Source organism: Vibrio hyugaensis (assembly GCF_002906655.1).
GTDB classification, from domain to species: domain Bacteria; phylum Pseudomonadota; class Gammaproteobacteria; order Enterobacterales; family Vibrionaceae; genus Vibrio; species Vibrio hyugaensis.
Map to the genome: position 1 here is coordinate 1,033,299 of NZ_CP025795.1, position 15,767 is coordinate 1,049,065.

Here is a 15,767-nt window from a genome sequence, read left to right on the forward strand (position 1 = left end):
AGCTGAACAAAAGTCGAAAATGAAAAATGAATTCGAGGTAAAACAAGGCAACAAAAATTAAACTGACTAAATACTTATTCACGCTAATGGTTGGCTGAGCTGTTGGGATGCCAAGTGTCTCGATCGCGAATGATCAAGTCCTGAAATAAGCGTATCAATCGCATCAAAGTGATGTTCAGGTGAGAGGAGTTAGAACGGTTGTTCATATACTGCCAGGTGATAATCAAGGCTCTCGACACCAAAAATTCATTCTCAAGCTCGACTCCCATCAAACTCTTCTCGTCGCGCACAACATTGATTTGGCCGAGTATCCATTACGAGTATTGGGGCGAGTTTATGAAGAGTGCTTTTCATAACCAAGGTGCTCATCCAGTTCAGCATTGAGCGCTGTTTCAACGGTCACCTTGATTAACATTTTCAATATCAGATTCGGTTTTGATTGACTTCGCACCTTCACGAGCAAAAGCTTCAAGTGCTTTCTTATCCATAGTGTCCATTCTTAGCCATGTTGGCTTAAGTTTAGACAGTTACACAGAATTCAGAACAGTCTCGTTTTTCCGTGTCGATAGCTTATTAATAAGTATCAGACTCTTATTCACAGGTCTGTTGTGTCTCTTAATCTTACTATCGCGTTTACTGAATTTATTTAGTATTTGTTGTTGGCATTGGAGCAAGTAACGCCTCCAATTCCTCTGGGGTGAGTAAATCCTTCTTTTGCAAAATATCACTCTGCTCCAAAGATAATCGAGTCTTGTTTATCAAGTATTTCTTTTGAGTTGGGGTAAGATCCTTTAAAGAATCTATTAACTCTTGGAAGTGGTTTGTGTTCATAGCCTAGCTTTTCCCCGTTGACGTTTTGCTGTTTTCCAATCGTTTTCAGTCCATATTGACTAAATAATCGTTAATTTGTTTATTAATGGTGACAAGCTCTTTATTAATTATAGCGATATCTGCGGTATCGGGAGCGATATTGTCACGTGTGTGTTCTTCAACTTTACCAAGAGCGGAAACCGCAGCCTCTTCTCCAAAGCTGGAAAGTATGCCTTTCAAACTATGAGAAAGTAGGAAGAGTTCCGGCCAATTTTGTTCTGCATTTAATTGATTAATCCTATCTAAACCGTCCTCGTAGTCCTCCATATAGGTTGAAAAAACAGCAAAGATAATGTCGACATCGTTGTCCATGTAGGTGTTAAGTACTTCGAAATTGATCATATCTCATCTCCACTGTGGCATGTGTAAGTTAAAAGGCACAGGTAACCGCGTCGAGCAGGAACCAGAAAGGTAATCTTTCAACCAGTTTGACCAGTTTGGTGGTAGCGGTCGCTGTGTTAGAAATTCGATACTTTCATCCAAGATGGTATCCGGCGCTGATATGTTGCTATCGGAAAGGTTTCTCAATCTAATCTCTGTTGAGAAAGGGTACTTCTTCCTCAGTTCTAGCTCACTCATGTTGTGATGACTTTGCTCTTTTAAAGGAACCGCAGACTTAGCTGCGACTAAAGTAAGTAGACTGCGTTTTATTGCAAACTCGCCAAAAAAATCCATCAGCGGAATGGCTTGCTTTAACAGTAATAAAGGCGTTTGGCTGGGTACTGAGTAGTAATAGCTCAAAGATTGCATTAGTTTTTTATGCGCATGCTCTGGCCTTGATTCTAGCAACAGTAGCTTGCATTGCATCATCTGCTTTAAGGCCGCGAGATCAACTTGTTGACTTCGATTCAACTGTTTCTCTGCCAACAAACAAAACTCATTCAGTTTCAAAAGGACGCGCTTCTTATCATTAGTCGAGCTCATCGTTTTAAAGTGCTCACTGATTGTATCGACATAAGCATTCATCGCTGACAACCAATGTGGATCTGTAGATGAGACATTTGATGCGTACATATAGCCAACGTCATACAGTCGATCTACTTGTCCGAGCTTGGAAAGGATTCTCGATACCGTAACCAACCTGGTGCTGCTACTTGGTGTTAACTCAAACGCTCGAATGGCTAATATAGATGCATTGTTTTGCTGACCAAGATTTTCATAAAGACCAACTAGGTTATCTATTGCACGCAAGCAAAGCGGGTTACGCGTAACGTAGTCGGCGAGGATAGTGACAGCTTCACGAATATTGCCTTGTTTGTGCTGCACAAAAGCTTCTGCGCAAATGCGGCTTGCATGTTCCTTTTCAGCACAAAAAGGTAAAAAGTTTTCCAGCACATCAAACTGCTTAGATTCGATAAGTGTGTCGATAAGTAAAGATTCAACACACACGCTTTGTGCATAGTTTTTATGAAGGCGTGCGACACCTGCGAGCGTGAGTTTGTCCGTCTTATTCAACTGGTGACGAACTTCCGCAAGTTGATGTTGTTCCTGTAAGGCCGTTAACATTTTGTTCTTCAGCGCTTTGGTTTGAAGGGGCTTTGTCAGTAAGTGACGAACTCGTCCAGACAGGGCAGTTAACACGGTCTCTTGCGTTGCATCGCCAGAGATCATCAATACGGCTGTAGTGTCTGAAATGAGTTTTGCACGACTCATCAAGTTGATCAGATCTAAGCCAGTCAGTTTGGTCGACAAGTGGTAATCCATGACAATAAACGAATAGAAACGAGTTTTGACAGCCAAAAGTGATTCTTGCGCACTGTTTACACAAGTAATGTTGGAAACCTTCGCGCCGAGCGCAACAAGTTGATGCCTGATCAACGTTGATGATGTTGAGCAGTCATCTATCACCAAAATGTTGATGTTATCGACTTCGATCTTCCCTGTGGTCAAACTTCTTCCTATTTTTACAGATTAGTACCCTCTAAAATAAAACTAGTCATCGGATTGCATAAAGGCAAGCTGTTTCTGCGATTAAAAAGGGGCAATATGCCCCTCATCAACATTTGCGCTAATTAACTCTGTACTGAGTCCGTTTCTACTCTTTTTAGAAGCTCATTTGCCTTCTTCATCGCTCGTCTTGCACTTTTAGACTTCCTTTTGTTCAAAAGGATGTCGGAGAATTGCAGATACTTATCTGCGGTTTGGAATCTTAAATCGTTAATATCTTGAAATCCGTTCGGAAAGTTTTCAGCAAATAGGTCAATATCTTTAACCAGTTTGTCCAAGTTTACTGTTGTTCTTGCTTGTTTTAAACGGTAATAGAGGCCCTCAAATTCTTCTTGATAAAGTAGGCGTGCGGCATCGGCCGGGAAAGGCAGCGGACTTTGGCTATCTTTCGCAGTCTCATAGAGCTTCATCTCCAAAACTGCATCTTTCATCGCATTGCTGATTGCGATATTTTGGCGATGTTCTTCGGAATCTGCGAAGAAGGTATTTCCTACTTTGATTAATGTAACCAAGGCTGCAGCATCTCTCAGTTGTAAGGCTTCATTTAAGTGTTGGCCAAACACCTCACTAGCAAGTGAGCTTGGGACAAACGGGTACTCCTGATGAATTTGATGTAATTCTTGCTTGAGGTCGTAAATTGATTTCGAACCTTCCAATTTGCTGTAACTTGATTTCTCGAGTTGGCTGTTAATCTGCCTTGCAATCGAGAGCAATGTTGAATGCTTGCTGGATTGAATATCCAATGCGAGTACTTCGATCTTATGTGAATCTGGGTAATAGACTTTGGCTTGTTGAAGAATGTCTTCAATTTTGTCGTAGTTTGGATAGGTGGTGACATCAGAGTTGAGTACATCGTCAATCTTTGATTCAAACTCGCCAAGTAGATAGGGTTTATATAATCGTAAAAAGCCAGACTTGATGACAGGGTGTAAGTCACCTTGTGTATCAATGAGCAATTTAGTGTTTTCTGGTACGGTATCAAGTAGCGCTTGGGCTGATGTAATGTTTGCAGCTTGTTGATCAAGTGCGACTTCAAGCTGAGTAATTTGGCGTTGTTGCTGTTGAAATAGCAATCCTAAAAGTGTGGCAACGGCAAATGAGGCCGCGACACTCGTCAAAACTGGCCATCGTGCTCTATTAATGTGCTGTTTAATGTATTCAGCGCTAAGGTGTTTAGGTGCCACCCCATTGGTTAACACTTTCGAGAACAAAGGCCATTTAATGAAGGGTAAGTTTGCTGGTTTAGCCGCACGAATGTTCTTCTTTAATGCCTCGTCAACGGGTGTGCGAGAGAAGGGGTGCTTACAACTCAATAACTCATAGGTGATGCAGCAGAAAGCAAATATGTCATCACTAAATTGAGGCTCTTTCCCAGCAAGAATATCAAGCGAAGCGTAATTGGGCGTATAGCCTAACGTGTCACTTTGTTGAGCTTTGCGTTTCGCGGCATATTGGTCATGTTTTAGCTGCTGTGTTTTGGAGACCCCAAAGTCTAGAAGTTTAACTTTTCCTTCAGAAGTCAGAATGATGTTCGCAGGCTTAAGGTCAGCGTGCACTACGCCGAGAGAATGGGCGTACGAGAGTGCGTCCAGTGTTTCGTTCAAGATGGATCGAGACGGTTTAAACTTAAGCCCATCGGGTCTTGAGCGTTGAATCAAAGTTTCTAATGTTTCACCATCAACGTACTCCATTACTAGAAAGTACACGTTACCATCTACCCCGAAATCGTAAACTCGAATAATATTTGGATGGCTAAGCTTCTGAGTTTGCTGTGCTTCTCGAATAAGCATACGTGCTGTTTCTGGTTGAGAAGAAAACTCTTCTTGTAGAATTTTTAGTGCGACGTAGGGCGTTTCCGCTCCTGATGACTCAAGAATTTTATCTTTGGCCAGGTAAACATCACATAAACCGCCATGCCCGATGAGTGATTCGATCTCATAGCGGTTCTTAATGGTTTCACCAAGCAAAGACTGCGTTGTGTTTTTTTCACTGCACGCGGGTGGAACATTATCTTTTTTATTTTGAGGTGGAATGGTGTTTTGGTTTTGAGACATTTTTGTATTTGTCTCATTCTTTAATTCGGTGGAGCCTTCAGAATTGGAATTTGTAACATGGTCGATTTTATTTTCTCTTTTATGAGTCTTTACAATTTTTGTTTTATCGCCGTTTATTTCTTTATTTATAGAACTGTTTTTACTTTGGTCTTCCATCACAGAGGCTCCGTATAAATGATGGTGAGAATATATAATCTATTAATTAATGAAAAATGATGATTTTTTAATTTCTCGGTCAAGCTAACATCGGTTTTTTGACGCGTGAAAATCGAAACGTCAAAAATTTGAACCTCGTTGTATATTTCGTTTCGAGTAAAAATACCTGATTGCTTTGCTTGAAAATTAATTCATTATTCCGTTCTTGAAATATAAATATTATTCGATTGGGCGATAATGACTTAACTGTTAATAAATAAATGCCTAACTAGAAAGAATGAAACATAAAATTAAGCAGCTCCTTTGGCGAGGTATACATGACTTTGGTTTTAACCATAACGAGTTTTCACAAGTTCACCCCTGAGATAGAAAGTGAGTTCATTTTTGATGCAAAAGGCGAACATGAAAAAGTTTCTTTTGGTCGTTCTGAACAGTGTGACTGGATACTTCCAGATCCCGAAAGAGTGATTTCAGGCAAACATGGTGAGCTTATCAAGTTTGGTGATAAGTACTTGATCAAAGATTTGTCTACCAATGGAACATTTGTGAACAACTCAGTGAGTCCAATTGGGCAAGGTAATGAAGTTACGCTTAGTCAGGATGATGTTGTGACACTCGGCGACTATCAAATTCAGGTAACCATTCAACAAAGGCAGTTGGCTGAGTCGCCAGAACAACCTGTTGAGTCAACACTCGTCTCAGAACCGCACACAAGCGATGACTTTATCAACCAGGATGATTTTGGCTTAAGTGCCTCTGAGCTTCTAAAAGACAGTGCTTCTTCAGAATTTCAGTTGGATATCGGTTTGATGGATGATTTTGTTGAGCCATCTATACAAACCCAGCAAGAGCAAGAGTTGCCGCATTTTGCAGTCGAAGAGCCGATAAAAGCACATCAAAAAACAAGTTCAAATAAAGATGTTGAAGCGTTTATTCGTGGTTTAGGCATCAGCCCTAATATGGTTCCTGATGAGCAGCGTGAGTTATGGTTCCAACAGTTAGGGGAGTCTTTTTCCTTAATGTTAACGGGATTAATGGAGACGTTACATCACCGTGCTGAATTCAAACAAAGTAACCGTTTAAACCACACCGCATTTAGAAAGTCTGAGAATAACCCTCTTAAGTTTTCAGCTAATTTGGAAGACGCTATACACAACCTTTACAACCGAAAAACCGCGAGTTTTATGCGACCTGATTTAGCTATAAAAGAGGCGTTTAATGACGTTGAAAACCATGAAAAAGCATTGATGCAAGGCGTAAATGGAACGGTAATAAGTGTTATGTCGTTAGTCGAACCGTCTTCCATTTATTCTGAGTCACTTTCCAATGATAGTTTTTTGAATAAAGTAATGCCAGCAAGGAAATATTCTCAAAGCTGGAAAAGATTTGAAGCTATCTATAACCAATTAGCTGATGATGTAGTTAATAAAGAAAGTCCATTCTATTTGGATGACTTTGCTAAGCATTATGAAAATGCTCTAAGACGTGACAGTTAAGGTTAAATTATGAAATTAATTAAAGAAATAACATTGCTGATATTAATGACAGTACTTGTTGGTTGTTCAGCAGCAAACTTAGTGGTTGCTCCTTATGCTGATTTAGAAATAACCGCAAATCACAATATAAATCCAGATTCTAACGGAAGGCCATCGCCCGTCGTTATTTACATTTTCGAACTAACGTCTCCGACCGTATTTGAAAGCCAGGACTTCTTCTCAATATACGAAAGTTACGACAAAGTACTTGGTCCAGATTTAGTCAATAAATTTGAGATATCACTAACGCCAGGTCAAAAAGAAATCTACCAAGCCAGCATGTCCCCTCAAACTGAATACCTAGGATTGGTTGCTGCGTTTCGCGATATCGAAAACTCGAATTGGAGACAAGTAATCCAAGTCGACAAGACAGGTTACAACACTTACCAAATCCAATTAGAAGATCTGTCTTTGTTCGTGAAATAACCTTGGTGACTATTCAATGACACAATTTTCCCGTACTGCTTGGTGTGAGGGGATGTTTTTGCGTCCTCAACATTTCCAGCAAAGTGAACGAGCTACTTCCTACGAATATAAAGGGTTAGTTAACTTACAGCATGCTTATAACTGGGGCCTCTCAACAAGCTTAATCAGTACTACCGCTTTGAAAGAGGGGTATGTTGATATTGAGAAAGTCGACGCAATTCTGCCAGATATGACTTTACTTCAATGGAAAAAAGGTGACGACGGCCTAACTCCTTTATTTGTTGAGAAAGGCACCAATCAAACGTTGATAAAAATCATTGTTCCAGCGTCTAGCCTGAAAGACCGACTGGTATCCGATCAAAGTGAAGCTTTGGTTTCTCGCTATCTTTTGAAAGACTTAGAAATTGTCGATGCTTTAACTGGGCAAGACGAGGAGTGCATTCAAGTAACCGCAATCAATCTCGCACTAACAGCAAGTAACGAGAAGCAACCTGGGTTTATTGAATTACCGATTCTAAGAATCAAAGAAGTAACAGATGAAGGGGAAGTCATTCTTGATGAGGATTACATCCCGCCTCATATCAACCTTTTGAATAGTTTTGCTATCACAACGTGTTTACGCAATGTGCTGGCGATGACAAAGATTCGTGCAGACGTTGTTTCTCAACGTTTGATTCAGGGTAAGGCAGCCTCTGCTTCTGCGGTTGACTTTATTATGTTGCAAATGCTGAATCGCTATGAAGTCACTTTGCGTCACTTTTCCAACCTAGAGCACGCGCACCCTTTGGATTTGGTGGCGTTGCTTCACGGGTATATCGGTGAATTATCGACATTTTCTAGTAAGAGCAAACGAGTCCCTGCACTGAAAAAGTACGATCATTTTGATCTTTCTAGTGTGTTCCATGAGATAAACCAGATACTAAGCCAGTATCTAAGTGTGGTTTTAGATCAAACCGCGAATAAGTTACCTCTCGAAATTCGTCAATATGGAATTCAAGTTACCCCTCTACCTGATAAACGTTTGTTGGAGTCTTGCCAGTTTGTTCTAGCGATTAAGGCTGATACCACGACAGACGAAATAAGACGCCTAGTTCCAGCTCAACTTAAATTAGGGCCTGCGGAACAAATACGCGACCTAATCAACAACCAGATCAATGGTATCAATGTCGCACCTTTAAGTGTGGTTCCGAGACAAATACCGTATCAAACAGGCTATGTGTACTTTGAGGTTGTGAAAAAAGGACCTTTCTGGATAAGACTTCGAGAAAGTGGTGGTATAGCACTGCAACTCTCTGGTCATTTCCCAAATGCTGAAATTGAACTTTGGAGCATTAGCCAATAATAGGTTGTGTCATTATGGAACAAACAATCATCAAACCAACGCCGGGTGGGCGATCAACTCCGAAACAAACAGAAGTAAAATCAGCAGATAGCACGGTTGTGATTTCTAAAAGTCCTGAAATCGTGAATAACGACTCGATTGTTGCGTTTGGCCTTAACCCTATTTTGGCTGAAGCAAATGGCATTTTATCAATGATTGGGCAGGTTCGGGCAACAGCATCACATTCAGACGTTCTGTTCCTTAAGGAGACGCTCGCACAAAAATTGAGAGACTATGAAAATCGTCTACGCCAACACAATGTTGGCTTAGAAACCATAGACACCGCCCGGTACTGTTTGTGTTGCTCCATTGATGAGGCAGTGTTGAATACTCATTGGGGAAGCCAATCTACATGGAGTCATGATTCTTTATTGAGTTCATTTTATTCGAGTAGCCAAGGTGGTGAAGCTTTTTTTAAACACCTTGAACAAGCGATGTCTCAGCCAGAGTCTCACCTAGATTTACTTGAGTTGATGTATGTCTGCTTATCGCTTGGCTTTGTCGGACAATACCGTTTAGAGAAGAACGGGTTAGAAGCTCATCGCCGCCTTAGAAAGCAAGTCATGGGTATTCTTAAGTCCCATGGTCGTGGAATTACCCAAGACATGAGTGTCAATATTGATAAGCGAATTGTTACTGGGTCTCAAATGTCGGAGCGAGCACCTTTGTGGGTCGTATGCTCTGTTACATCTGCGATCTTGGTTTGTGCTTTTATGTACCTTAGCTATGACTTGAATAAGGCATCAAATCAAACTTTTACCCACTTGGTTAACTTGATTCAACCGGACGTAAAAGTAGCGTCACCACAATTAGAGCCGAAAGTTCAACCAGTAGCTGATCGCATCTCTATGTATCTAGCGACGGAAATGAGCAAAGGTTTAGTCACGGTAGAAGCTTTACCAGATCGCGTAAGAATATCCTTAAAAGCACAAGACCTATTTGAATCAGGAAGCGCAGAGGTTGTGGCTTATATTCTCCCTGTTGTATCTAAGATAGCTCGAACCCTTGAAGCGACAGAAGGAAAAATTCTTGTCACGGGTCATACCGATGATAAGCCCATATTTACCAGTAAATACCCTTCTAACTGGCACCTATCTTTGGCTAGAGCCACGGCGATGTCTGACCAACTTGTTGTAAACAGTGCGCTGGAAGGAAGAGTGTTACCGGAAGGGTTGGGTGATGCGAGACCTGTGGTAGAAAACACCGATGCTGACAATCGAGCATTGAACCGTCGTATCGAAATTGACTTGATTGTCGCAAACTAGGGAAAGTGAGAGACATGAGTATCCGAGAAGTAGGAAGAATATTCACTCAGCGTTGGTTTATCGGTCTTATCGGTGTTGCGGCCTGTTCCATCTTTATTTGGGCGGTTGGCCCGTTGATTACTGTTGCAGGTTATGAACCTCTAAAAACGGATTTTCAACGCCTAGTTACGATTCTTATTTTGGTCTTTGCTTGGGGGATCTTCAATCTTACCAAGCAACACAAGCAGAAAGTGAAAGAAGACGAAAGCATCCAGAATTTGCTTGAGCTTGATAGCCAATCAGACAAAGAAGCGGCAACTGAAATTAACTTGATGCGTGATCGCATAGAGCAAGCGATCAAAATTGTCACAAAGACACATAAAGGCAAGCGCAGCTTATATGACTTACCTTGGTACGTACTTATCGGGCCCCCTGGTACGGGTAAAACCACGATTTTGAAACAATCTGGATTGGAGTTCCCGTTAGCAGGCTCGACAGGTTCCGATTCGGTCGCTGGTGTCGGTGGAACAAGGCACTGCGATTGGTGGTTCGCGAACAAAGCCGTGTTGATTGATACCGCAGGCCGTTACACCACCCAAGATAGTCAAGAAAAAGTGGACTCCAAAGCATGGCATGGTTTTCTAGGCCTGCTGAAAAAGTACCGAACGCAAAGGCCAATCAATGGAGCGATTGTGACGGTAAGTTTGGCAAGTGTTATGTCTCAAACTCGAACAGAACGAAGCTTACATGCCAGGGCAATCAAATCTCGTTTACAAGAGCTTAAAAACCAACTTGGTATGAAGTTCCCGATTTATGTGTTGCTTACCAAAATGGATCTTGTTTCTGGCTTTAACGAGTACTTTGCGGATTTAAGTAAAGAAGAACGTGAAGATTTGTTTGGCTTTATGTTTCCACAAGAGTGCGATGATGAACGCGGCGTTATTTCTCTGTTCAACCGAGAGTTCCACCATATGCTAGAGCGCCTTGACGCACGCATGCTGCGTATTTTGGAAACTGAAGATGATCTAGATAAGCGAGCATTGATATTTGAGTTCCCCAAACAGCTACGAGTGTTGCAAGCCAATTTAGATGAATTTCTATCTGAAGTGTTTGCACAAAACAGTTTTGAAGAACCTGCATTAATTCGAGGTGTTTTCATGGTCAGCTCTGTCCAAGAAGGCGCACCAATAAATCGATTGATGAGTGAGTCAACGAGCGGTCTGGGATTAGGAAAGCTGCCGCTAACTTCACACAATACTGGGTCTAACAGCTTCTTTGTTAAGAGTCTGTTTGATCGTGTGATTTTCAAAGAGCAGCTGCTAGGAACGGTTAATCGTCACTATCAGAGGCAATCAAGTTGGCTGCATAAAGGTGTTTATATTGGCTGTGCCATTACGTTGGTTGGAGCGACTGGTGCATGGGTAATGAGTTATCAATGGAATATGGGGTTAATTGCGAATACCAATCGTCAGTCCGACCATATTAACGCGATGATTGGCGCGGACAGTTTGGATTTTGAATCAGATATTATCAGCGCTGTAGAAACGCTAGATCGTATTATGACATTGCCTCTAGGTAAGCAGAGTCAATACGGAGAAACGGACGCGATTAAAAAATTTGGCCTTTATCAAGGGGACAAAGTTTCTCAAGCGGCGAATAGCGCCTACACCGCTGCATTAGCACAACATTATGCGCCTATGATTACCACTAGCCTTATCGAGGAGATGGAGAGCAATCAAGCACATCGACAGTACTTGTATGAAACCTTAAAAACTTACTTGATGCTGTTTAACCCGGATAAATATCAGCAAGATGAAGTACTAGCGTGGTTTCGTTTTTATTTCGAACGTCAATATCCTGGAGTGCTTAATGAGGCCTTAAGAGGGCGGCTTTTGGTTCATACGCAGCATCTATTGGAAGGTAATGAACGAGGTCTTACTTTTAATGAAGATGCTGTCGCAAACGCTAGGGATATATTAACCGAGATGTCTCTGCCTGAGCGTGCATACCAAAGAATGAAGATGCAGTTTGCAAAGAGTCATGTACCGTCATTTCGACTAACCGATGTTCTTGGCCCCAAAGGACTTGAGCAATTTGAGCGTATAAGTGGCAAACCTCTGTCACAGGGGATTTCAGGCTTCTATACCTACAATGGTTTCCACAGTATTTTTCAAATTCAAATCAACCGCACGGTTAAAGGTTTGATGGAAGAAAACTGGGTTTACGGTGATGACTTACAAGCGCACGAGATTGACCATGCGAGTGCTATTGAAGGGGTGCAAAGTCGCTACTACCAAGATTATGTCAATGAATGGAAGAATTTGATTGAAGACATTCAATTAAAACAAGCACCAAACCTAGAATTTGCGTCTGAGCAAGCGAGAACCTTAGCGGGCGTAGAAAGGCCAATTGAATCACTATTACGCGCAATTCAGAAGGAAGTTGGACTGACAAAAGTCGTGTTGTCTGAGAATCAAAAAGCAGCCTCTGAAGTCGCGGGTAACGTAGCAAAAGTTAAATTCTCAAATACTGCGGATAAGTTAGACATGTATTTACCAGAAGACAATGCATTCAATATTACGTTACCAGGTAAGCAAGTAGAACAACATTTTACAGCAGTATTGCGTTTAGGTGAGCAGGATTACGACGATATTCAACAAGCTATGATTAATTTACGTTCTTACTTGTCAGATTTATCGAGCTCTGGGAACAATCAAAAAGTGGCATACAAGAGTATCTTGGATGGCACCGTGACACAAGATGTAGCGGCATCGTTTGAAAGAGCACAAGAATTGTTGCCTAAACCGTTTAACCAGTGGCTAGGAGAGCTGTCTCAGGAGTCGGTGAAGTTCGCGGAAAGTGGTTCTAAAGATCACCTCAATCAACTCTGGTTAACGCAAGTGGTCAAACCTTATCGCAGTTCAATCGCGGGTCGTTATCCATTTGTACCTAACGCACCAAAAGAAGTAAGGCTAAAAGACTTCAAGCGTTTCTTTGGCTATGGAGGAACATTGGATTCGTTCTTTAATGAATATCTAGAACCTTTTGTCGATACTTCCTCTAGACGTTGGACATTTGAGAAAGAGATTGGCGTTCGTCAGGAAACATTGGCTGTCTTCCAGAGAGCAAAGCGAATTAGACAAACTTTCTTTGAATCTGACAATTCATTACGGGTTGATTTTGGAATGAAGCCAGTTTATCTCGATCAACATATTACGCGTTTTGTTCTTGAGTTAGGTAATCAAGATCTAGTTTATAAACACGGTCCTGCAAGAGCGAAAGCGTTACGTTGGCCAGTTGGACAGGATCAAACTCGGATTGTGTTTACTCCACCAGAATCTAACCGAGAGATCGCTCATACCTTTGAAGGGGAATGGGGCATCTTTAAGCTTCTAGATCAGTCGCTTAAAGCGAGACCTGAATCAAGAAAAGACAACATCGTGATGATTGATTTAAAAGGAAACAAAGTTCAATTAGAGCTGATCCCAACCAGTGCTATCAACCCGTTTTGGTCTAATGAGATGGAGAGGTTCCGATGTCCGCAGACCTTATAAGTCCAAGTTGGGGCTATATCGGAAAAATGCCGGCGAAGGGTGACTTTGTCAAACAAGGGCTATCTCAATCATTTACAAGCCGTTGGCATGATTGGCAACAAGCCATTATTGCCGTCAGTCGAGAGCAGCTTGGTGAAGGTTGGGGAGACTACTTTCTAACCGCGCCAGTGTGGCACTTTGCTTTAGATGCAAGCTATATGGAGGATGCGACTTACATTGGTAGCATGATACCAAGCGTTGATGCCTCTGGGCGTTACTTCTTTTTTACCATTGCGCGCCCCGTCAAAGGTGATGCTACGCAATATTGGGCGATTAGAGCTTGGGAGCAGGAGAGCCAAGATTTGGCATTAGCCGTTCTTGACGACGCTTTTGTGTTTGATGAGTGGACTCAAAATTTGAATCGGCCTAGCGATATTTTGTCAAAATCTCACGTCGAAGAGTTGCTTGTATCTGAGACGTACAACAGTGAACTCTCAACGGTATTTTCCCTATCCGAAGCGTTGTCGGCCAACGCACTACTGAGTTTCTTAGTGAAGAAAGAAAACAAAGCCCCTTGCTTTTGGTGGACAGAGGGCTCGAGCAACGTTGAACCTTGCATGTTCGTGAGTTCAGGGCTGCCGTCGATAGGACAGTTCTCAGCAATGTTAGACGGTCAGTGGCGAAAGTGGAATTGGTAGGAGTGAAGATGAACTGGAATTATTTTACCTTTGCCAAAACGCACCCGGGAAAGGTGAGACCATATAACGAAGATGCGTTGCTTGATATGGCAGACTGCGGCGTTTGGGTCGTTGCTGATGGGATGGGAGGACATAGTGCTGGAGATATTGCCAGTCAGATGTTGGTCGATCGTATTGCTCGTTATGTCAAAGATTCAGGTGTCTTCGGTATTGATGAACTAAGACATGTGGTTCAACAAGCAAACCGAGAAATTTACGATTACGCTCAAGCCCAACTAGAGGGCAAAACAATGGGAACGACACTTGTTCTGCTGTTCTTGCAAGACGGCTATTACCATTGTTTGTGGGTTGGAGATAGCCGTATCTATCAATTAAGAGCGAATACCTTTTCACAACGAACACGCGACCATAGCCAAGTGATGGATTTGGTGGAACAAGGTCTCCTCGCGTTCGAAGATGCAGAGTCTCATCCGCTGGCTAATGTCATAACTCGCGCAATAGGTGTAGATGAAGAAGTCACTATTGACCAAGTCGCTGGGCAACTCGCCGATGGCGATCAGTTCCTATTATGCAGTGATGGCTTATCAAAAGAGCTCACTAACGAAGAGATGCACAAGACGTTGTACGCGGACTCTGTTAATCAAGCTGGTTTGGCCCTAATGCACTCAGCGCTGGTTCGTGGTGCGAGTGACAATGTCACGTGTGCGTTGGTGAAAGCATGTAAAGCCGAAAATGAAATTGAATTTCCACGCCAAGAAGATGCAACCATCCCAGTATTCTTAAGAGGAAAAGTGCATGAGTAATACGTTTGATTGGTACGACAATGCCATTCAGCCTATCTCAGACGAGAAGCCGACAGGAATTGACCCTCGAGAAGATGTGTCCCCTCAGTCAGCGTATTATCGTTTAAAAGACCACAGAATGGCGGCACGCAATGCGGAACGCAACGCCATCATCGAAGAAGAAAGTATCCTCACTCATACCAACCTTTGGCGCGTATTTATTGATGAGGTCCCGATCGTACTTGCCTCACAATCTAAGGACCTAGAATTCGTCGCTTGGCTTATTGAAGCCTTAACTCGAATTTATGGTTTTCGTGGATTGGGTATTGGATACCAGCTTGCCACGGCTTTTATCGATACATATTGGGATGGACTGTATCCGATGCCGGATGAAGATGGCATTGAAACACGTATTTCCTCAATCATTGGCCTAAACGGTATTGATAGTGAAGGGACGTTAATCTTTCCAATTGCGTCGGTCCCATTAACGGATATGGGCGTAGAGCAAGCCTATGCATTTTGGGAGTACCAACAAGCGGTTGAGTTAGAGCGTTTAGATGAAGACAAACGCCGTTCGAAAGTTGAACAAGGTGCGGTTGAAATGTCGAAAATCGTTGAAACCGTTAAAACCACATCAGATGAATTTTACGATCAGTTAATTGACGATCTGGAGTTCGCGATGAGTGCTTTCAATAAGTTTAGTGAAAAGCTTGATGAAGCCGTTAGTGATGTCACGCCGAGTTCTTATATCTCGAAAAAACTAGATTCAATACACTCGGCATTAAAGCATTTGTTAGGGAACCGATATAAGACGCCTAAAGCAGTGGTCGAGTCGGATGAAAATAGTGTTGAGGTTGAAGAGCAAGAATTCCCATTTTCTCATCAACAGTTTGGGCTTCTTGCAGCTAATATGCAGTCTCGCGAACAAGCCATTGAGCAGTTGCAACAGGTCGCTGATTTTTTTAGAGAAAGTGAACCACATTCACCAGTTTCTTACTCCATCGAACAGATTATTCGTTGGTGTGGAATGCCTCTGCCAGAGTTACTGGCGGAATTGATATCCGACGGGGATGCAAAGAAAAGCTATTTCCGTTTAGTTGGCATAGCAGAACAAAATGAAAATTAAGAAAGGGAGAACGGT

The 15,767-nt window shown here is 42.2% G+C and carries 12 protein-coding genes and 2 pseudogenes; 9 read left to right on the top strand and 5 right to left on the bottom strand.

The features are described from left to right. Positions 1–107 precede the first annotated feature (107 nt). Positions 108–305: pseudogene (locus tag C1S74_RS21720) on the top strand (DUF3465 domain-containing protein); the annotation flags it as partial. A 32-nt stretch (positions 306–337) separates the two neighbouring features. Here the strand turns inward: C1S74_RS21720 and C1S74_RS21725 are convergent. The 5 genes and pseudogenes from C1S74_RS21725 to C1S74_RS21745 form a co-directional block, all read right to left on the bottom strand. Further along, positions 338–488 (bottom strand): annotated as a pseudogene (locus C1S74_RS21725) (IS256 family transposase); the annotation flags it as partial. Positions 489–642: 154 nt separating this feature from the next. Next, the gene (locus tag C1S74_RS21730; RefSeq protein ID WP_045399854.1) at positions 643–831 is read right to left on the bottom strand and encodes a hypothetical protein; all 189 of its coding nucleotides are present in this window, start codon (positions 829–831) and stop codon (positions 643–645) included. A 45-nt stretch (positions 832–876) separates the two neighbouring features. Beyond that, a complete protein-coding gene (locus tag C1S74_RS21735; RefSeq protein ID WP_045399856.1) occupies positions 877–1,212 on the bottom strand; it encodes an Hpt domain-containing protein in 336 nt (111 codons plus the stop codon). Between the two features lie 3 nt (positions 1,213–1,215). Continuing rightward, positions 1,216–2,760 (bottom strand): response regulator, encoded by a 1,545-nt coding sequence (locus tag C1S74_RS21740; RefSeq protein WP_045399859.1) that lies wholly within the window; start codon positions 2,758–2,760, stop codon positions 1,216–1,218. A 122-nt stretch (positions 2,761–2,882) separates the two neighbouring features. Beyond that, positions 2,883–5,027: a serine/threonine-protein kinase gene (locus tag C1S74_RS21745; RefSeq protein ID WP_045399862.1), complete on the bottom strand. Its 2,145-nt coding sequence runs from the start codon at positions 5,025–5,027 to the stop codon at positions 2,883–2,885. Positions 5,028–5,344: 317 nt separating this feature from the next. Here C1S74_RS21745 and tagH point away from each other — a divergent pair, with 317 nt between their 5' ends. From tagH to tssA, 8 genes are read left to right on the top strand one after another with little or no spacing between them, the layout of a single operon-like run. Beyond that, a complete protein-coding gene (gene tagH / locus C1S74_RS21750) occupies positions 5,345–6,523 on the top strand; it encodes a type VI secretion system-associated FHA domain protein TagH (protein ID WP_045399864.1) in 1,179 nt (392 codons plus the stop codon). A gap of 9 nt (positions 6,524–6,532) precedes the next feature. Next, positions 6,533–6,988, top strand: a complete 456-nt coding sequence (gene tssJ / locus C1S74_RS21755; RefSeq protein ID WP_045399867.1) for a type VI secretion system lipoprotein TssJ — start codon at positions 6,533–6,535, stop codon at positions 6,986–6,988. Between the two features lie 16 nt (positions 6,989–7,004). Beyond that, positions 7,005–8,330: a type VI secretion system baseplate subunit TssK gene (gene tssK / locus C1S74_RS21760; protein ID WP_082037726.1), complete on the top strand. Its 1,326-nt coding sequence runs from the start codon at positions 7,005–7,007 to the stop codon at positions 8,328–8,330. Positions 8,331–8,344: 14 nt separating this feature from the next. Beyond that, positions 8,345–9,634, top strand: a complete 1,290-nt coding sequence (tssL, locus tag C1S74_RS21765) for a type VI secretion system protein TssL, long form (RefSeq protein ID WP_045399871.1) — start codon at positions 8,345–8,347, stop codon at positions 9,632–9,634. 14 nt (positions 9,635–9,648) lie between these two features. Continuing rightward, on the top strand, positions 9,649–13,167 hold the full coding sequence (gene tssM / locus C1S74_RS21770; protein ID WP_045399874.1) for a type VI secretion system membrane subunit TssM: 3,519 nt from the start codon (positions 9,649–9,651) through the stop codon (positions 13,165–13,167). After that, positions 13,149–13,844, top strand: coding sequence for a type VI secretion system-associated protein TagF (gene tagF / locus C1S74_RS21775; RefSeq protein WP_045399876.1), 696 nt, complete (start codon positions 13,149–13,151; stop codon positions 13,842–13,844). Before tssM ends, tagF begins: the two co-directional genes overlap by 19 nt. 8 nt (positions 13,845–13,852) lie before the next feature. Continuing rightward, positions 13,853–14,647: a PP2C family protein-serine/threonine phosphatase gene (locus C1S74_RS21780; protein WP_045399878.1), complete on the top strand. Its 795-nt coding sequence runs from the start codon at positions 13,853–13,855 to the stop codon at positions 14,645–14,647. Further along, a complete protein-coding gene (gene tssA / locus C1S74_RS21785; protein ID WP_045399880.1) occupies positions 14,640–15,752 on the top strand; it encodes a type VI secretion system protein TssA in 1,113 nt (370 codons plus the stop codon). The genes C1S74_RS21780 and tssA overlap by 8 nt, the downstream gene beginning before the upstream one ends. The last annotated feature ends 15 nt before the right edge of the window (positions 15,753–15,767 follow it).